Source organism: Tardiphaga sp. (assembly GCF_041424195.1).
In the GTDB taxonomy this organism is placed as follows: Bacteria; Pseudomonadota; Alphaproteobacteria; order Rhizobiales; family Xanthobacteraceae; genus Tardiphaga.
Genome location: NZ_JBGMOE010000075.1, coordinates 1 through 19,020, shown reverse-complemented (window position 1 = coordinate 19,020; position 19,020 = coordinate 1). Strand labels below are relative to the sequence as shown.

The window sequence follows — 19,020 nt, the reverse complement described above, 5'->3', positions numbered from 1 at the left end:
GGTTCCGTTGTTGTGAGGTGAGAATTCAGGAGGTCGCGAGCAGGCCGTGGTCGATCAGGCTTTGCGCGCTGGCGCGAATGGCCTCTTCGGCCGGCCGTGGTTGCCAGTCGAGCATCCGCTTCGCCTTGGCGGCACTGACGCTCAGATCGACGTCGAGTTCGTGGACGATCATGCGCGACCGCGCGCTGAACGGCGCCATCGCCTTGATCATCCAGTTTGGCACCTCGCCCGAGGGCAGAGCCGGCGCATAGTTCGGAAATGACTGGGCGAGTACGGCCGCCATGTCGCGCATCCACAGAAACTGCCCGGCCGCGATGAAGCGCTGACCTGACGCATCCGGATGGGTCATCGCCCGGATATGCGCATCGGCGACATCGCGGACATCGACCGCTGCGACGCCGAAGCGCGGCACGCGTTTGAGCTTGCCACTCATCATCTGCTGAAGCAGCCCGATCGACGTGCCGTAGTCCGGACCCAGCAGAGGTCCGAAAATGATCCCTGGATTGATAACGGCGAGATCCAGCCCGGTTTGTGCAGAAAAGGCCCATGCCGCCCGTTCGGCCAGCGTTTTGGATTTGTAATAGGGCGTGGCCCGCTTGTCCGTCGGATCGGTCCAGTTCTCTTCGGTATACGGCGCCTTGCCACTCGCGTGATTGGTGGCCGCAATCGAGGAGGTCAGCACCACCCGCGTCACGCCCGCATGATGTGCGGCACGTAGCACACGCAACGCGCCGTCCCGCGCGGGTTGGATCAGTTCGTTTTCATCCTTCGGAAGGTCTGCCGGAAATGGCGATGCTGCATGGATGACGTAGCGACAGCCTGCGACGGCGGCATCCCATCCGATATCGGAGCAGAGGTCGGCTTCGACGAAACTGAGGGAATGCGAGTCCGTCGGCGCCGCACAGATCTGCTTGGCCATCCGGTCGCAGCCGCTCATGCGACGAACGCTACCGCGGACGGAGTAGCCGTTGGCCAGCAGTTGCCGGGCGACATGTCCGCCCAGAAAGCCGCCGATGCCCGTGACGAGAACAGTGATGCCTCGATTGTCGGCCAATCCTGAATGCATGTTCGCTCCTGACCTCTATAGGATATATCGATTAGACAGATGGACTAATTATGTCTAATTGTCTTTTGACGCATTGGACACGAACTGTCAATCTGTCTGAATGAGCGAACGAGACGCCAAATCCGATCACATTCTGGATGCCGCTTTGCCGGTGTTCGTCCGTCACGGTTTTCGCAAGGCGTCGATGGCCGATATCGCGCGCGCGGCGGGAATTTCGCGGGCGTCGCTCTATCTGAGCTTCAACAGCAAGGAAGAATTGTTCAGAGCAGGATCGATCCGGGCCCACGCCCGGACGATGCGGGAAGTCGAAGCAGCGCTTGCCGGCGCGGGCGACGTGTTCAGTCGCATCGAAACGGCGGTAGCCGTGTTTCAGCGTGAACTCATTGCGCCCTTCGTCGGCAGTCCGGATGCGACTGAACTGTTCGACGCGAACATGGCTCTGGCCAAGGATATAATGCTTGCCGCGCGGGCCAGACTGATAGCCCTTCTGGCGCAAGCGCTGAGTGATGCGGAAACCGCGGGCAGGATTAGCCTCGGCTCACTGCAAGCCAGACCAGCCGATGTTGCGGGCGTCATTGTCGCCGCGATCGATGGCATCAAGCACGCGGAGGGGGCTGGTCCGAAATTCGCGGAGGACATGCAGCTCTTCATGCGCCTGCTGCGCACGGCTATTTCTTGAGAAATTTATCCGGCTGGATGGTGACCGTCATATCCCGTGGCTTCGGATTGACGAAATTGGCCAGCGCAAAGATCACGCCATAGACCACGCCGCCGATCACCGCGACGACCGTCAAAAAGCGGAACAGGCTGGGCATGATCAGGGAACTCGGCGGCGAAATGGGACGATTCGTTCCGCCTGAGGCGGTCACCCCGTTCGGATACAGACTGCAAGAGGTACTGGCAACGCTGGCGCTGGGGGTAGTATAGGTGACCGGAATGCGGCAAACCTCTGCGATCCCTTGTCGCTCACTGATTTTGCAGGTGTTTTTGATGTCCGAGACCATCTTGCCGGCGATTGCCAGCGCATCCCAGGAGGCCGCCATCGTCGCGGCGCTGGGAAAGCGCTCGGTCGTGCTGGTGGGCATGATGGGGGCGGGCAAATCGACCATTGGCCGGCGCATGGCGACACGGCTGCGGCTGCCTTTTGTCGACGCGGACAACGAGATCGAGGCGGCGGCCGGGATGTCGATCCCCGACATTTTCGAAGTCCACGGCGAACCGCATTTCCGCGACGGTGAGGCGCGGGTGATCGCCCGGCTGTTGGACAGTGGACCGATCCTGCTGGCGACCGGTGGTGGCGCCTTCCTGCGTGAGGACACTCGCCAGAAGATCCGCGACAAGGCGATCTCGCTGTGGCTGAAGGCCGATGCCGACGTGATCCTGCGTCGGGTCCGGCGCCGGGAAAACCGACCGCTGCTGAAGACCGCGGATCCCGCCGCCACCATCGCGCGGCTGATCGAGGCGCGGCATCCGTTCTACGAGCAGACCGACATAACGATCGATTCGCGCGACGTGCCGCATGAAAAGATCGTCGATGAGAGCATCATCGCGCTGCATGAACATCTGTTCCGCCCGCACGCGGCCTCCGCCATTTCCGAACCGACAGGCGATCCCTTGAGTTCTCAACTATGACTGCGCCCTTGAAGCATTCCGAGCCGATTACTGTGGATGTCGCATTGGCCGACCGTGCCTATGACATCGTCATCGGCCGCAACGTGCTGCCGTCGCTCGGTGCGCGCATCGCCAAGCTGCGGCCGGGCGTGCGAACTGCGATCGTGACCGACAAGACCGTTGCCAAGCACTGGTTGGCAGCGACCCAAGCGTCACTCGCGGCGGCAGATATTCCGACCTCGCACATTGTCGTCGACGAAGGCGAGAGCTCGAAGAGCTATGCCGGGCTCGAAAAAGTCTCCGAAGCCCTGATCGCAGCGAAGATCGAGCGCAATGATCTCGTTATCGCGCTCGGCGGCGGGGTAGTTGGCGATCTCGCCGGCTTTGCCGCAGCGATCGTGCGCCGTGGTGTCGATTTCGTGCAGGTGCCGACATCGCTGCTGGCGCAGGTCGACTCCTCCGTCGGCGGCAAGACCGGAATCAACTCGCCGCAGGGGAAGAATCTGCTCGGCGCGTTCCATCAGCCGGTGCTTGTTGTAGCCGATACGGCGGTCCTCGATACGCTGTCGCCACGGCAATTTCGTTCGGGCTATGCGGAAGTCGCCAAATACGGTGTCCTCGGCGATCACCAGTTCTTCACCTGGCTGGAAGCCAATCATGCCGAGATCATGCGCGGCGGTGCAGCGCGCGAACACGCCATCGCTACCTCCTGCCGCGCCAAGGCCGGTGTCGTGTCGCGCGACGAGCGCGAGAATGGCGAGCGCGCGTTGCTCAATCTCGGTCATACCTTCGGGCATGCGCTGGAAGCGGTGACCGGCTTCTCGGACCGACTGTTCCATGGCGAGGGCGTGTCGGTCGGCATGGTGCTGGCGGCGCAACTGTCGGCGCAGCTTGGCATGATCCCAGAGAGCGATGCGACCCGCGTGCAGCACCATCTCGCCGATGTGGGGCTGCCGACGAAGCTGCAGGACATTGCCGGCTTCGCGCAGGAAGGCCTTGCGGATGCGGACACGCTGATGGCGCTCATGGCGCAGGACAAGAAGGTGAAGCGCGGCAAGCTCACCTTCATTCTGCTGGAGGCCGTCGGCCAGGCCGTGATCGCCAGCGATGTCGATCCCGCGACTGTTCGCGCCTTTCTGCATCAGAAGCTGACGGGATAGAACTGACCGTGTCCGGTTTGGAAACGACCAAAGCCGGCGCCGTCGCAGGACTTTCATGAATTCGATTACCGTCAATCTGCTGATCGCGATCTTCCTGCTCGCCGCCAACGCGTTTTACGTGGCGGCGGAGTTCGCGCTGGTCAAAAGCCGCGGCTTCCGCGTCAAGAGCATGGTCGAGCAGAACCGCTTCGGCGCGCGCCTGCTGCAGGGCATGATGGGCAATATCGAAGCCTATCTGGCCTGCTGCCAGCTCGGCATCACAATGGCTTCTCTCGGCCTTGGCTGGGTCGGCGAGCCGACGGTCGCCGCGCTGCTGAAGCCGGTGCTCGATCCGCTCGGCCTCTCGGACTCCGCGCTGCACTTCACCTCCTTCCTCACCGGCTTCCTTGTTTTCTCCTCGCTGCATATCGTGATCGGCGAGCAGGTGCCGAAGACATTGGCGATCCGCCAGCCAGAGCCGGTGTCGCAATGGATCGCCTATCCGCTCTATGCGTCCTATGTCCTGTTCTATCCGCTAAACTGGCTGCTCAATGCGGCGTCGCGCGGCACACTGGCGCTGCTCGGCGTGCAGGAAGCATCACCGCATGAGATCCTCACCGGTGTGGAGATCGAAGGCCTGGTCGGTGAATCCGCCGAGCATGGCGGCATCGCGTCGGGCGAGGCCGAATATATCCAGAACGTGTTTCGCTTCGGCGATCTCGCGGTGTCCGACGTCATGGTTCATCGCACGGCGATGGTGACACTCAATGCGGACCTGCCGTCGGAAGAGCTGGTGCGCGAGGTGCTGGCCACCGAATATACCCGCATTCCCCTTTGGCGCGAGAAGCCGGAAAACATCATCGGTGTGCTGCACGCCAAGGATCTGCTGCGCGCGATCCGCGCCGTCGATGGCGATACCGCCAAGATCGACGTCGCCAGCATCGCGCTGCCGCCGTGGTTCGTTCCGGAAATGCGGCCGCTGTCGGATCAGTTGAAAGCATTTCGTCGCCGCAAGACCCACTTCGCCCTCGTCGTCGACGAATATGGCGAAGTCGAAGGTATGGTGACGCTGGAAGACTTGCTGGAAGAAATCGTTGGCGACATCGCTGACGAGCATGACGTGGTCGTGGCTGGTGTGCGTAACCAAGCGGATGGCTCAGTCGTCGTCGATGGTTCGGTACCGATCCGCGATCTCAACCGTGCCATGGATTGGCATTTGCCGGACGACGAAGCGACAACGGTGGCCGGCCTCGTCATTCACGAAGCACGCTCCATCCCCGAACGCGGGCAGAGCTTCACCTTCTACAACTTCCGCTTTCGCGTGCTGCGCCGTGAACGCAACCGCATCACCGCGCTGCGCATCGGACCGGTGCCGACCGAGCCGGAAGTGCCGGAGAAAAAGCCGCGGGCCGGGACGTCGTTCTAGGTCCTCGCCGGTCCGGTTCTTGCTTTTGCCTTACTCCATGAGCTGCCGTTCGCATCGAATGGCGCAACTGGAGCGAGCGATGAACAAGTCCTGGCGATTGTCGTGTGTGCTGGCGGGTGTGTTGATGTGCAGCGCTGCGCAGGCTGACACCAACTGGCCGACGAAGCCGATTAGGGCCGTCAATCCATTCGGCGCCGGCAGTGCGGGCGACGTGGTCCCGCGCCTCTTTTTCGAGAGGCTGAGCGTGGAGCTGGGGCAGCCGATCGTGATTGAGAATCGGGTGGGCGCCGGTGGCTCGGTGGGCACCGGCACAGTCGCGAAGAGCGATCCGGACGGCTACACGCTGCTGTCGCAGACCAACGCCATCTCCATCGCGCCGGCGATCTTTCCCAACCTCAATTACGACACCACGAAGGAGCTGTCCTCGGTGCTGATGATTGGCTATGCGGCCAATGTGATGATCGTGCCCAACGAGCGGCCATGGAAGACGATTCAGGATTTCCTGGCCGCTGCAAGGACCAGAGGCACGGTGATCAATTATGGGTCGGTGGGCGTCGGCAGTGCCGTGCATATCAGTTCGGAAAAATTCCGCGCCGCCGCCGGTTTCGAGGCCACGCACATCCCCTATCGCGGTGGCTCTGAAGTCATCACGGACATCATCGGCGGCCGCATCGACTTCTATTTCTGCCCGCTCGCCACGGCACTCCCGCTCATTCGCGAAGGTCAGGTCCGCGCGCTGGTGGTATCGACGCCGACCCGGGTGCGGGATCTGCCGGAGGTGCCGACGCCGATCGATGCAGGTCTCAAGAATGCAGATAGTTCGATCTGGTTCGGTGTGTTTGTCCCGTCGAAGACTCCGCCGGAGATCATCGAAAAACTCTATGTGACCGGCATCAAGGTGCTGAATACGGCCGACATGCAGGCTTCGCTGAAGAAGATCGGCGTCGAGCCGATGCCCATGAAGTCATCCGAGATGGATGCTCTGCTCGTCAAGGAGATCGCTGACAACAAGGTGTTGCTCAAGGGCGAGGTGGCGGCCAAGTAGGCGGACTGCCGGCGTTGCCTGTATGGTGAGGCGGTGTTGTCCTTTCTCTGGCCTGGATCACGGCGCGTCTGGGCGTTGTTTTAGGCTTCAAACGGTCCGAAACTTGCTTCGTTACCGCGATTGGCCCGATCATTGGGCCGCCATTGCCGTCGAATGGTATTGTTGGAGCAAGGTATGAATAAGTTTGTGCAGTGGTCGTGTGTTCTCGCCGGTGTGCTGTTGTCGTCTGTCGCGGCGCAGGCCGAAAGCAACTGGCCGACCCGGTTGATCAAGGCCACCATCCCGTTTGGCCCCGGCAGCGCCACCGATGTGGTGCCGCGGATATTCTTCGAGCGCCTTGGCCCTGAACTCGGCCAGACCATCGTGGTCGAAAACCGCGTCGGCGGCGGTGGCTCGATCGGCACTAACGCGGTGGCGAAGGCGGAGCCGGATGGCTACAGCATCCTGGCGCATTCGTCGGCGCTGGCGATCACGCCGGCGATCTTTCCAAACCTGCCCTATGACACGTCGAAAGACCTGTCGTCCGTCATCATGATCGGCTCCAGCCCGCAAATCATGATCATTCCGAAGGAGCGGCCCTGGAAGACCGTGGATGATTTCCTGAAGGATGCGAAGGTGAAGGGATCGCAGATCAATTTTGGTTCGGTCGGTGTAGGTAGCGCCGTGCATATCAGCGCCGAGAAATTCCGTCTCGCTGCCAATTTCGAGGCGACCCACGTGCCATATCGCGGCGGCCCTGAAGTGATCGCCGACATTCTCGGTGGCCGCATCGATTTTTACTTTTGCCCGGCTGCCACGGCGCTACCCCTCATCAGGGAAGGGCAGGTTCGTGCGCTCGTCGTCTCGACCGACAAGCGGAGCAATGAACTGCCCGACGTGCCGTCGATGACCGAAGTCGGTCTGAAGGATGGCGTCAGCGAAAGCTGGATCGGCGTGTTCGTGCCGTCCAAGACGCCGCCCGAGATCGTCAGCAAGATGCATGATGCCGGCGTCAAGGTTCTGGCCAAGCCGGAGATGCAGGCAGCGCTGAAAAAGATCGGCGTCGAGCCGATGCCGATGGAGCCGAAAGCGATGGACGACCTCGTCGCGAAGGAAGTCGTTGCCAATATCGAGTTGCTGAAGAACGTGAAGTAAGGCGACAAGGGCTCCTCGTCATTGCGAGGGCCCTTTCGACAAAACGAAGCTGATTAAGCCTCGATGTCCATACGCACGAGAATGCGTTCGGCGCTGTCGTTCCAGACATCCATCTTCACGATCTTGCCGTCGCGCACCACGAAGCGATCGACATAGCGATTGCCTTCGAACGCCGTGCCGTCATGCCATTCGCCGTAGAGCGTTCCGGTATTGTAGACGATAGTCTCGCCATTCCCGGGCGACACATCCGTGCGCTCCATCTTCTTCTTCACCCATTTGTAGCGCATGGCGTTGAACGCGGTGGCATCGCGCGGATGCTTGAACTTGCGTCCGCCGGTGAAGGTGATCGCGACGTCGGCCGACATGAAGGTACCGGCAGTTTCCGGATCCGGGACCATCGAGGCGACGAGAAACCGCTCGACGAGGTCGGCGGCCTGAGCGGTTTCATCGGTAGCGGGCGCAAGCGCGGTAAGGGATTGCGACATCGGGTTTCTCCTGCGGACAGATGCTGATGCCATCATAGCAAAACCGGTGCCAGAATTGTATTCGGTAGATGCATCAGATCGTATGCAATTTTTGTGCGCGATGGCTGATTATTGGGCGCTCGCTGAAGGGTTTTTTGAAGATATTAATGTAATTTCATATAGTTAATACGGGGTTGGATCGCATGCGCCTTGGCATATGCCTTGCTTGCCCATGCTTATGCTTTCACTGCGTCCCGATCGGTGACGTGGCCTCTTCAGGAGTCCTTCCATGACTTTCGACCTCATCCTGCGCAACGCGCGCATTGCCGACCGGCCCGATGGTCCGGTAGATATCGGCATTCGCGGCGGGCGGTTCGAGGCCATCGAGATCGGCCTGCCGCGCGGCGTGGCGCCGGATCAGGATCTTGGCGGGCGGTTGCTCGTGCCGGGCTTCGTGGAGACGCATATCCATCTCGACAAATCCTGCCTTCTCGGCCGCTGCAATTGCGCGAACGGTACGCTCGCGGAGGTGATCGGCGAAGTCGCCAGGGCCAAGCGCGACTTCACCGAAGAGGACGTTTACGCGCGCGCATCGCAGACGCTGGAGAAGGCGATCAAGCACGGCACCAACCGCATGCGCACCCATGTGGAAGTCGATCCACGGATCGGGTTGACCAGCTTTCGCGCGCTGAAGAAGCTGAAGCAGGATTACGCCTGGGCGATCGATCTGCAGCTTTGCGTGTTTCCGCAGGAGGGATTGCTCGACGATCCCGGCTGCGAGGATGTCCTGTTGCAGGCAATGAGGGAGGGCGCCGATCTGATCGGCGGCGTGCCCTATATCGACAAGGATTCGAACGGCCAGATCGCCAGGATATTCGCTATCGCGCAGGAGTTCGGCGTCGATATCGATTTCCATCTCGATTTCGATCTCGATCCGACGCGGTCCGATTATGAAGAAGTCTGCCGCATGACGGAAGCGACCGGCTGGGGCGGCCGTGTCGCCATCGGCCATGCCACCAAGCTGTCGGCGATGCCGCCCGCGGATTTCGAGGTGGCGGCGAAGCGGCTCGCGGATGCGGGCGTTGCGGTCACGGTGCTGCCCGCGACCGACCTGTTTTTGACCGGCCGCGACAGCGACCACAACGTGCCGCGGGGGGTGACATCGGCGCACAGACTGCGTGCATTGGGCGTGAACGCCAATATCTCCACCAACAACGTGCTGAATCCGTTCACGCCGTTCGGCGATGTCTCACTGATCCGCATGGTCAATCTCTATGCCAATGTGCTGCAGGTTGGCGCCATCGACGGTCTCGCCGGGTGTCTCGACCTCGTAACGTCGGCATCGGCGAAGCTGCTCAACCTGAAGCATTACGGCATCGCCGTCGGCAATCCCGCCGATCTCGTGGTGCTCGATTGCGAGACCAAGGCAGAGGCGGTATGCGAGATCGCGCAGCCGCTGTTCGGGTTCAAGAGCGGGATCAGGACCTTCATCAAGCCGGCTGCCAGTCTGCTCAAGCCCAGCTGAAGAGGGCGTCCTTTGCCGTACGGAGACTTCGATGCCGATCAATGACACGCTCAATGCCTTTGTGGATCATGGCCACATCGAAGTGCAGACGACGACAGAGGGGCCGCTCGCGGGTCTGACCTTTGCACTGAAGGATTTCTTCGATCTCGCCAATGTGCCGACCGGCGCCGGCAGCCCGGAATGGCTGGCGACACATCCGGTGCCGACAAAGTCGACGCCGATCGTGGATAGGTTGCTGAATGCTGGCGCGAAGCTGGTCGGCAAGACGCATACCGATGAACTGGCCTGGAGCCTCAACGGCGAGAATGCGCATTATGGCACGCCGACCAATCCGGCCGCGCCCGGCCGCATCCCCGGCGGCTCGTCGAGCGGTTCGGCTGCAGCGACCGCTGGCAATCTCGTCGACTTCGCCATCGGCTCCGATACCGGTGGCTCCGTGCGTCTGCCCGCGAGCTATTGCGGCATCTACGGCATCCGCACCACCCATGGGCGCATCCCGCTCGACGGCGCAGTGCCGCTGGCGCCGAGCTACGACACGGTTGGCTGGTTCGCGCGGACGCCGGAATTGATGGTCGAGGTGGGCAAGGTGCTGCTCGACAAGGCGCGTGCCCCGCGCCGGGTGAAGAACGTTCTGATCGCAAGCGACCTGTTCGGCGCTGTTGATGAGAAGGTTCGCAACCTGCTGCAGCCGTCGGTCGATCGCATCAAGGCGCTGGTGGGCGCGAGCGAGGCGGTGGATGTCGCGGGCGGTGAGCTCAGTGCCTGGCGCAATACCTTTCGTGTTGTTCAGTCGGAAGAAGCCTGGGCGGCCCAAGGCAAGTGGATCAAGGCCGCCCAGCCGAAGCTCGGTCCCGGCGTGAAGGAGCGCTTCGCGGCAGCGGCGGTGCTCGATCCGGCGGAGATCGCCGCCGCGCGCGCGATGCGCAAGGCCATTGTTGAAAGGGTGTTGTCGCTGCTGACCGCCGATACGGTCATGCTGTTGCCGACCGCGCCGGGCATTGCGCCGCTGCGCAACACGCCGGATGCGACACTCGACGTGTTCCGCGCCCGCGCGATCGAACTGCTTTGCTTGTCCGGCCATGCCGGGACGCCGCAGGTGTCATTGCCTGTGGCGAAGCTCGACGATTGCCCGATCGGACTGTCGATCATGGGCGGCCGTAATTGCGATGAGGATATTCTGGCGCTGGCTGTGGAGTTGGAGAAAGCGACGTAACGCACCGGCCGTGAGCTCCCTCTCCCCGCAATGCGGGGAGAGGTCAAAGGTACTACTTCGCTTTGCCCGCGCCCTTTTCGGCCGCGCGGCGCAACGCCTCGGCAAACGCACCGCCACCGCTGTCCTGCTTGGCGGCAGGCGCACGCGACGTCATCTGACGCTCGTTGAAGCGCGGACCGCGATCGGCTTGCGGGCGGTCGGCCTTGGCGCCGACGGGGTCATCCATGCGCAGCGTCAGGGCGATGCGCTTGCGGGCGACTTCGACTTCCAGCACCTTCACCTTGACGATGTCGCCTGACTTCACGACTTCGCGCGGATCCTTGATGAAGGTCTTCGACATCGCCGAGATGTGCACGAGGCCGTCCTGATGCACGCCGATATCGACGAATGCGCCGAAGGCTGCGACGTTAGTGACGGTCCCTTCGAGTACCATGCCGGGCTTGAGGTCGCTGAGCTTCTCGACGCCTTCCATGAACACCGCGGCCTTGAAGGCGGGGCGGGGATCGCGGCCGGGCTTTTCGAGCTCTTTCAGGATGTCGGTCACCGTCGGCAGGCCGAACGTGTCGTCGACGAAAGCCTTCGGCTGCACCTTGCGCAGGATCTCGGCATTTCCGATCAGCGCCTTGATGTCGCTCTTGGTGGCTTCGAGTATCTTGCGCACCAGCGGATAGGCTTCCGGATGCACGCCAGATTTGTCGAGCGGATCTTCGCCGTCATTGATGCGCAGGAAGCCGGCGCATTGTTCGAACGCTTTCGGGCCAAGCCGCGGCACTTCCTTCAGCGCCTTGCGTGACTTGAACGGGCCGTTGGCATCGCGGTGCTGTACGATGCTCTGTGCCAATCCGGTTCCGATGCCTGACACGCGGGCCAGCAGCGGCGCAGATGCCGTATTCACGTCCACGCCGACCCCGTTCACGCAGTCTTCCACCACCGCATCGAGCGATCGCGCCAGCTTGCTCTCGCCAAGATCGTGCTGATATTGGCCGACGCCGATCGCCTTGGGATCGATCTTCACCAGTTCGGCCAGCGGATCCTGCAGGCGGCGTGCGATCGAGACGGCGCCGCGCAGCGTCACGTCGAGCTCAGGCAGTTCTTCGGAGGCAAAGGCAGAGGCCGAATAGACCGATGCGCCGGCTTCCGACACCACGATCTTCGACATCTTCAAATCCGGCAGCAGCTTGACCAGATCCATCGCCAGCTTGTCGGTCTCGCGCGACGCGGTGCCGTTGCCAATGGCAATCAGGTCGACCTTGTGCTGCACGGCAAGCTTGCCCAGCGTGGCGAGCGAAGCATCCCATTGGCGCTGCGGCTCATGCGGATAGATCGTGGTCGTCGCAACGACTTTACCGGTGGCGTCGATGATTGCGGTTTTCACGCCGGAGCGGAAGCCGGGATCGAGGCCCATGGTGACGCGCGCGCCGGCGGGAGCTGCGAGCAGCAGGTCGCGCAGGTTCGACGCGAACACGCGGACGCCTTCTTCTTCCGCCGCAGTCCACAGCCGCATACGCAGGTCGATGTTGAGATGGACCTGGATCTTGGTGCGCCAGGCCCAGCGCGTGGTTTCGATCAGCCACTTGTCGCCGGGGCGGCCCTGATCGGAGACGCCGAAGCGATTCATGATCTTCAGTTCATAGGAACTCGGTGTGGTGGTTGGGGCGGGCGTCGCCGGCACCGGCTCGGGCTGCATTGCGAGATCGAGGATCTCTTCCTTCTCGCCGCGAAACAGCGCGAGAATGCGATGCGACGGCAGCTTGTGCAGCGGCTCGCTGAATTCAAAATAGTCCTTGAACTTCTCGCCTTCGGTCTTCTTGCCGGTCCGCACCGTCGAGGCCATCAGGCCATTCGACCACATCTGCTCGCGCAGCGCGCCGATCAGGTCGGCGTCCTCGGCGAAACGCTCGACGAGAATGGCGCGGGCGCCATCGAGTGCCGCGGCAACATCGGCGACCGATTTCTCGGCATTGACGAAAGCTTCCGCAACTTTCTTCGGATCGTTCTGCGGCTCCGTCAGCAACAGTTCCGACAGCGGCTCGAGGCCGGCTTCCTTGGCGATCTCGGCCTTGGTGCGGCGCTTCGGTTTGAACGGCAGATAGATGTCTTCGAGACGGCCCTTGGTGTCGGCGGTCATGATCGCTGCTTCGAGCGCGGCGTCGAGCTTTCCTTGTTCGCGCACCGATTCCAGAATCACGAGGCGGCGTTCTTCGAGCTCGCGCAGATAGGTCAGGCGCTCTTCCAGTGTGCGCAGTTGTGCGTCATCGAGACCGCCAGTGATTTCCTTGCGGTAGCGCGCAACGAACGGCACCGTCGCGCCGCCGTTGAGCAGCTCTACCGTCGCCGCGACCTGCTGTTCGCGCACGCCAAGTTCGTCTGCGATCTTCTTATTGATGTTTGCCACGCGTGGAGATTCCTTCGAAATTCTGTGGCGGGTCATACCGCCGTCGCAAAACGCTTATGGACCGACGCCGCACGATTCATCAACCCCGCCAAACGCAGTCGATTGTTCTGTGGATCACGTTGTTTTGCTTCGAAAATTCCAGTGTTTGACGCGCTTCCGGACAGTGCGGCTGTGCAAAAATATAACGCTGGATCGTAGCTTGCGAACTGTGTAGACGGACGTTCCTTTCGGGAGCGGCAATGTCGGTTTGTGGTCTGGATTTTGGAACGTCGAACACGACGCTCGGTACCGTCATCAATGATGTCCCGGTGCTGGCGGCGCTCGAAGACTATCATGTCACAATTCCGAGTGCGATCTTCTACAAGGCCGATACCGGCGCGCTCATCGGCCGCAAGGCGATTGAGGCCTATGTGGAGGGCGCGCCGGGCCGCCTGATGCGCAGTCTCAAATCCGTGCTCGGCACCTCGCTGATCGACGAGACCACGCGTGTCGGCCGCGAGCGCGTCAGCTTCCGTAATGTCATCGCCTATTATCTTGGCACGGTGAAGCGGCGTGCGGAACTGGCCACAGGGCTTGAACTTCGCCAGGTCGTCCATGGCCGTCCCGTCCATTTTGTCGATGACAATCCGGCGGGCGATGCCAAGGCCGAAGACACGCTGCGCGCCATCGCGAAAGACGTCGGATTCGAGGACGTCACGTTCCAGTTCGAGCCGATCGCCGCGGCGCTGGACTATGAGCGTCAGATCAATTCGGAGGAGATTGCGCTGATCGCCGATATCGGCGGCGGCACATCGGACTTCTCCATCGTGCGTCTTTCGCCCGAGCGGCATCGCCATGCCGATCGCAAAGGCGACATTCTTGCCAATGACGGCGTGCGCATCGGCGGCACCGATTTCGACAGGCATCTCAGTCTTGGCGTGATCATGCCGCTGCTGGGCTATCGCTCGGCGATGAAGCGTGCCGGGCTCGATGTGCCGTCGGGCTATTTCCACGATCTTGCGACCTGGTCGAGCATCAACCGGATGTACGATTCCAGGGTCATGAACGAGGTCAAGCAGGTGCGCTATGAGGCCCAGCAGCCGGAGCTGCTGGATCGCCTCGTGCGCGTACTGGACGAACAGCGCGGCCATACGCTGGCGATGGAAGTCGAGGGCGCAAAGATCGGCCTGTCCGACAAGCCGAAGTCGAGCATCGCGCTCGACTGGATCGAGCCGGGTCTGGCTGCCGGCGTCGCCCGCAAGGAACTCGTCAGCCATACCCAATTGCTTGCCGATCGGATCACCGCGCGGATCAAGATCTGCCTGAACCAGGCCGGACTGAAGCCCGAAGCGATCGATGCCGTGTTCCTGACCGGCGGTTCGGTACAGCTCGCCCATGTCCGCAAGGCGATCACGGCAGCGCTGCCCGCCGCCCGTGCCATCGATGGCGACACGTTCGGGGCCGTCGGCAAGGGCCTGACCGTCGAGGCGGCCCGGCGCTACGGGCAGGGCTAGACGCTCGGGTCCGCTGAATATCAAGACTGAATATAGGGGCCGAATGCTTGGGCCCATGCACGGCGGTCGCTTGATCCAGCGCCTGGCGCAGCCATATTAGGCCCATGGCGAAGCTCTCGAATCGCGACAGGATTCTCACTGCAGGACTGAAGGTCGTGCATGCGCGCGGCTATGCGGGGGCCAGTGTTCGCGACATCGTGCATGCCGCGGGCGTACCGCAGGGTACTTTCACCAATCACTTTACCTCCAAGGAAGAATTCGGCCTTGAGATCATCGATCTCTATTTCGCCAAGGGCCGCGAGCTGATGGCGCAGACGCTGCGCAATGAAGGCTTGTCCCCGTTGGCGCGGTTGCGCGCCTATATCGATGCCAATGTGGCCCGGCTGACCGAAGACCAGATGTGCAATGGTTGCCTGTTCGGCAACTTCACGGCCGAAGCGAGCGACCACAGCGATCTCATTCGTAGCCGATTATTGACGATCTTCGCCGATGTTCAGCAGAGTATCGCCGAATGCCTGACCTCTGCTGTGAAAGCCGGCGAGCTGCCGGCTGACTTCAAATGCGCGGAGGTTGCGGGTTTCATCGTCTCCTCACTCCAGGGCGCCAACCTGCTGTCGAAAGCCGAGCGCAGCCCGGCGCCGATCGAGCGCTTTGCGCAGGTGCTGTTCACGCAGGTACTGCGCTGAGCGGATTGCTGCTCTGCACAGACATTGCCGCTCCCCGGCTCTTTCGCTAAACCGTGCGACATGACAGCGCGGCCCGCAGAGGCCGTGGCCGAGAACAAACGACCGGGAGTGAACCATGAGCCAGACCGCCGTCGGCGCACGCGCCACGCGCAGCGCGAAATCCGACATCGAAACCTCGACCATCCGTGCCATTTCGTGGCGGCTGATCCCGTTTCTGGTGCTGGCTTATTTCCTGGCCTATCTCGATCGGGTCAATCTTGGCTTCGCGGCACTGACCATGAATGCCGAGCTGAATTTCTCGCCGACGGTGTTCGCCTGGGGCGCCGGCATCTTCTTCATCGGCTATTTCATCTTCGAGGTTCCCAGCAATATCGCGCTGGAGAAATTCGGTGCCAGCCGCTGGATCGCGCGCATCATGGTGAGCTGGGGCATCATCTCCGCGCTGATGGCTCTGGTTAGCGGTCCATGGAGCTTCTACTCGCTGCGTTTCCTGCTCGGTGTCGCCGAGGCCGGCTTCTTCCCCGGCATCATCCTCTATCTCACTTATTGGTTTCCGGCTGAATATCGCGCGCGCTTCCTCGCGGCCTTTGCGATCGCGGTGCCCGTATCCACGGTGATTGGCGCGCCGATCTCCGGCATGTTGCTGGGGCTCGACGGCGTCATGGGCCTCAAGGGATGGCAGTGGCTGTTTATCATCGAGGGCATTCCTTCGGTCGTTCTTGGCGTCGTCACCTGGTTCTATCTCACCGACAAGCCCGAGAAGGCTGGATGGCTGAAGCCCGACCAGAAGATGTGGCTCTCCGACAAGCTGGAAAGCGAACGCCTTGCCAAGGAGAGCATGCACGGCATGACGCTGGGGCAGGCGCTGTTGTCGCCGAAAGTGTTGACGCTGAGTGTGATCTATTTCGGCTTCGTCGGCGCCCTCTATGGCATGCAGTTCTGGCTGCCGCAGATCGTGAAGGCGTTCGGCTTCACCAACCTGCAGACCGGTTTCGTCACGGCGATCCCCTATCTGTTCGGCTCCATCGCCATGGTGCTGTGGGCTCAGCATTCCGACCAGACCCGCGAGCGCGTCTGGCATGTTGGCTTACCGCTGCTGCTGACCGCCGTGGCGCTCGCGTTGTCCGGCATCTCCACCAATCCGACCCTGACCATGGTTGCGCTGACGGTCGCTGCGATCGGCGTGTTCTGCACCTTCGCTCTGTTCTGGACGCTGCCAACTGCGTGGCTGAGCGGCACGGCCGCAGCCGGCGCCATCGCGCTGATCAATTCGATCGGCAATCTCGCCGGCTTCGGTGGCCCCTATCTGATCGGCTGGGTCAAGGAACTGACCGGCAGCACCTCGACCGGGCTTCTGGTCCTGGCGGCCATGCCGCTGGTGGCCGGAATCCTAGTGCTGGTCGGTAATCACGGGACAGCAACGGAGTTCGCAGCCGCCGGCAAACCGGCACGGGTGAAATAATGCCGTGATGCGGTGCGGCAATCTGTCGAAATCGTGACCAATGACGAATATTGACATTCGTCAGTGGTCAGGCTTAACGTCCTTCGAACATTCAATTCGAAGGACGCTCGTGATGCTCGGCCAAACCAAAGTCATCGCTTCCCGCAAGCCATTCGCCGCCGCACTCCTGCTGATCCCCGCCCTTTTCCTGGCCGGATGCGGCAAGAAGACCGAGGCTGAAGCCAAGCCGACCCGTCCTGTGCTGGTTGCGACGGTGCATTACGAGCCGGAATCGCCGCAGCGCAGTTTCGTCGGCACCATCCGCCCGCGGATCGAGACCGATATGGGTTTCCGGGTGACCGGCAAGGTCGCCAAGCGCCTTGTTGAAGTCGGCCAGACCGTCGAGATCGGCCAGCCCCTGGCCACGCTGGACGAGGTCGACCTGAAGCTGCAGGCCGAGCAGGCCGTGGCCGAACTCAATGCGGCGACCGGTGTACTGGCCAATGCCAGTGCCGCTGAAGGCCGCGCGACCGAACTGCGCGCCAAGGGCTGGTCCACCCAGGCCCAGCTCGATCAGGCCAAGGCGTCGGGCGACGAGGCACGTGCCCGCCTCAATCGCGCCGAGCGCTCCGTCGAGCTCACCAAGAACAGCCTCTCTTATGCAACGCTGATCGCCGACACCCGCGGTGTTGTCACTGCCACGCTGGTCGATGCCGGTCAGGTCGTTGCAGCCGGGCAGGCCGCCATCCGTGTCGCGCGTTTCGGCGAGAAGGAGGCGGTGGTCTCCGTTCCGGAAACGCTGGTTGGCCGTGCCAAGGAAGGCGAGGCCAGCGTGACGCTGTGGTCCGAGCCTGGCAAGCAATATGCCGCCAAGCTGCGTGAACTCGCGCCCAATGCCGACACCGCGACGCGCACTTATCTCGCCAAGTTCTCGCTGCCCGAGGCCGACGACAAGGTGTCGCTCGGCATGACGGCAACGCTGACACTCTCCGATCCCGCCACCGAACGCGTTGCGCGCGTGCCGCTCTCTGCACTGTTCAGCCAGGGCAACAATCCGTCGCTCTATGTTGTGAGCGCATCGGGCGACGTCGCGCTGCAGCCCGTCAAGGTGAAGTCCTATGAGAGCAACGATGTCATCATCTCAGGTGGCGTCGATGAAGGTGCCAAGATCGTGACGCTCGGGGTGCAGAAACTGGACCCTGCGCTGAAGGTCCACGTCGTCTCCGCATTGTCGTTTTAAGACGCTCGCATTCAAAGGACGAAGTCGATGCATCGCTTCAACCTCTCCGCCTGGGCCGTCGCTCATCCCGCGCTGATCCTGTTTCTGATCATCGCGCTCGGTGTTGGTGGTTTCATCTCCTACGAGAAGCTTGGCCGCGCCGAAGACCCGTCCTTCACGGTGAAGGTCGTCAACGTGACGGCAATCTGGCCGGGCGCGACGGCCAAGGAAATGCAGGAGCAAGTTGCAGATCCCATCGAGAAAAAGATGCAGGAGCTGCCTTACTTCGACAAGGTGCAGACCTATTCGAAGCCGAACTTCACGGCGCTGCAGGTCACGTTCAAGGACAACGCACCCGCCAAGGACGTGCCGTTGCTGTTCTATCTGCTGCGCAAGAAGCTCGCTGACGTGCAGGGCAGTCTGCCGGCCAATCTGATCGGGCCGACGGTCAATGACGAGTTCAGCGACGTCGACTCCATTCTCTACATGATGACCGGCGACGGCGCTGATTTCGCGCAGTTGAAGAAAGTTGCCGAAGGCCTGCGCCAGCGCCTGTTGAAGGTGAAGGGCGTCACCAAGGTCAATCTTTACGGCACCCAGGACGAACGCATCTTCGTCGAATTCTCCCACGCCAAGCTGGCGACGCTCGGCATCACGCCGCAGACGCTGTTCGACTCGCTCGCCAAGCAGAATGCGATCCAGCCGGCCGGTACGGTGGAAACCTCATCGCAACGCGTGCCGCTGCGCGTCACCGGCGCGCTCGATGGCGTGAAGACTGTCGCGGAAACGCCGGTGGAGAGCAACGGACGCACGTTCCGCCTCGGAGATATCGCGACGGTGAGCCACGGCTTCGTCGATCCGCCGGATTTCAAGGTCCGGCAGAAGGGCCAGTACGCACTCGGCATCGGCGTGGTGACAGCGAATGGCGCCAACATTCTCGAACTCGGCAAGGATGTCGACAAGGCCAAGACCGAGTTCATGGCCGCCGTCCCGCAGGGCATCAATGTCGAGCAGATTGCCGACCAGCCGCTGGTGGTCGAACATGCCGTTGGCGAATTCACGCACTCGTTCGTCGAGGCGCTCGCGATCGTGCTGTTTGTCAGCTTCCTGGCGCTCGGCTGGCGCACCGGCATCGTGGTGGCGCTGTCGGTGCCGCTGGTGCT

At 62.0% G+C, this 19,020-nt stretch carries 17 protein-coding genes; 13 read left to right on the top strand and 4 right to left on the bottom strand.

The features are described from left to right. Nucleotides 1–25: 25 nt before the first annotated feature. Nucleotides 26–1,066, bottom strand: coding sequence for an SDR family oxidoreductase (locus tag ACEK02_RS11985; RefSeq protein WP_371421932.1), 1,041 nt, complete (start codon nt 1,064–1,066; stop codon nt 26–28). Between the two features lie 100 nt (nt 1,067–1,166). On the opposite strand from ACEK02_RS11985, the gene ACEK02_RS11980 reads away from it, so the two are divergent. Next, on the top strand, nt 1,167–1,745 hold the full coding sequence (locus ACEK02_RS11980; protein ID WP_371421931.1) for a TetR/AcrR family transcriptional regulator: 579 nt from the start codon (nt 1,167–1,169) through the stop codon (nt 1,743–1,745). Here the strand turns inward: ACEK02_RS11980 and ACEK02_RS11975 are convergent. Further along, the gene (locus ACEK02_RS11975) at nt 1,735–1,881 is read right to left on the bottom strand and encodes a histidine kinase (protein ID WP_092139789.1); all 147 of its coding nucleotides are present in this window, start codon (nt 1,879–1,881) and stop codon (nt 1,735–1,737) included. The genes ACEK02_RS11980 and ACEK02_RS11975 overlap by 11 nt on opposite strands. A gap of 175 nt (nt 1,882–2,056) precedes the next feature. Between ACEK02_RS11975 and ACEK02_RS11970 the strand changes: the two genes are divergently transcribed. The 5 genes from ACEK02_RS11970 to ACEK02_RS11950 all read left to right on the top strand — a co-directional run bounded on the left by ACEK02_RS11970 (nt 2,057) and on the right by ACEK02_RS11950 (nt 7,421). Further along, the gene (locus ACEK02_RS11970) at nt 2,057–2,698 is read left to right on the top strand and encodes a shikimate kinase (RefSeq protein ID WP_371421994.1); all 642 of its coding nucleotides are present in this window, start codon (nt 2,057–2,059) and stop codon (nt 2,696–2,698) included. Beyond that, nucleotides 2,695–3,837, top strand: a complete 1,143-nt coding sequence (gene aroB / locus ACEK02_RS11965; RefSeq protein ID WP_371421930.1) for a 3-dehydroquinate synthase — start codon at nt 2,695–2,697, stop codon at nt 3,835–3,837. The genes ACEK02_RS11970 and aroB overlap by 4 nt, the downstream gene beginning before the upstream one ends. Nucleotides 3,838–3,892: 55 nt before the next feature. After that, nucleotides 3,893–5,242: a hemolysin family protein gene (locus tag ACEK02_RS11960; protein ID WP_371421929.1), complete on the top strand. Its 1,350-nt coding sequence runs from the start codon at nt 3,893–3,895 to the stop codon at nt 5,240–5,242. A 79-nt stretch (nt 5,243–5,321) separates the two neighbouring features. Then, entirely contained in the window at nt 5,322–6,287 is a 966-nt protein-coding gene (locus ACEK02_RS11955; protein WP_371421928.1) for a Bug family tripartite tricarboxylate transporter substrate binding protein, read from the top strand. Nucleotides 6,288–6,461: 174 nt separating this feature from the next. Further along, nucleotides 6,462–7,421, top strand: a complete 960-nt coding sequence (locus ACEK02_RS11950; RefSeq protein WP_371421927.1) for a Bug family tripartite tricarboxylate transporter substrate binding protein — start codon at nt 6,462–6,464, stop codon at nt 7,419–7,421. 53 nt (nt 7,422–7,474) lie between these two features. Here ACEK02_RS11950 and ACEK02_RS11945 read toward each other — a convergent pair whose 3' ends face one another. Further along, entirely contained in the window at nt 7,475–7,906 is a 432-nt protein-coding gene (locus ACEK02_RS11945; RefSeq protein WP_371421926.1) for a nuclear transport factor 2 family protein, read from the bottom strand. 268 nt (nt 7,907–8,174) lie between these two features. Between ACEK02_RS11945 and ACEK02_RS11940 the strand changes: the two genes are divergently transcribed. Both ACEK02_RS11940 and ACEK02_RS11935 read left to right on the top strand, forming a co-directional pair. Further along, the gene (locus tag ACEK02_RS11940; RefSeq protein WP_371421925.1) at nt 8,175–9,410 is read left to right on the top strand and encodes an amidohydrolase family protein; all 1,236 of its coding nucleotides are present in this window, start codon (nt 8,175–8,177) and stop codon (nt 9,408–9,410) included. A gap of 31 nt (nt 9,411–9,441) precedes the next feature. After that, nucleotides 9,442–10,623 carry an amidase gene (locus ACEK02_RS11935; protein WP_371421924.1) on the top strand — a complete coding sequence of 394 codons (1,182 nt, stop codon included), beginning with the start codon at nt 9,442–9,444 and terminating at the stop codon, nt 10,621–10,623. A gap of 52 nt (nt 10,624–10,675) precedes the next feature. Here ACEK02_RS11935 and ACEK02_RS11930 read toward each other — a convergent pair whose 3' ends face one another. Next, nucleotides 10,676–13,018, bottom strand: a complete 2,343-nt coding sequence (locus ACEK02_RS11930) for a Tex family protein (protein WP_371421923.1) — start codon at nt 13,016–13,018, stop codon at nt 10,676–10,678. 239 nt (nt 13,019–13,257) lie between these two features. On the opposite strand from ACEK02_RS11930, the gene ACEK02_RS11925 reads away from it, so the two are divergent. The 5 genes from ACEK02_RS11925 to ACEK02_RS11905 form a co-directional block, all read left to right on the top strand. Further along, nucleotides 13,258–14,511 carry an Hsp70 family protein gene (locus ACEK02_RS11925; RefSeq protein WP_371421922.1) on the top strand — a complete coding sequence of 418 codons (1,254 nt, stop codon included), beginning with the start codon at nt 13,258–13,260 and terminating at the stop codon, nt 14,509–14,511. A gap of 104 nt (nt 14,512–14,615) precedes the next feature. Further along, nucleotides 14,616–15,197 (top strand): TetR family transcriptional regulator C-terminal domain-containing protein, encoded by a 582-nt coding sequence (locus ACEK02_RS11920; RefSeq protein ID WP_371421921.1) that lies wholly within the window; start codon nt 14,616–14,618, stop codon nt 15,195–15,197. A gap of 115 nt (nt 15,198–15,312) precedes the next feature. Further along, nucleotides 15,313–16,659 carry an MFS transporter gene (locus tag ACEK02_RS11915; RefSeq protein WP_371421920.1) on the top strand — a complete coding sequence of 449 codons (1,347 nt, stop codon included), beginning with the start codon at nt 15,313–15,315 and terminating at the stop codon, nt 16,657–16,659. A 112-nt stretch (nt 16,660–16,771) separates the two neighbouring features. Next, on the top strand, nt 16,772–17,878 hold the full coding sequence (locus tag ACEK02_RS11910; RefSeq protein ID WP_371421919.1) for an efflux RND transporter periplasmic adaptor subunit: 1,107 nt from the start codon (nt 16,772–16,774) through the stop codon (nt 17,876–17,878). Nucleotides 17,879–17,905: 27 nt separating this feature from the next. Further along, a partial coding sequence (locus ACEK02_RS11905) for an efflux RND transporter permease subunit (RefSeq protein WP_371421918.1) occupies nt 17,906–19,020 on the top strand: 1,115 nt, incomplete at its 3' end.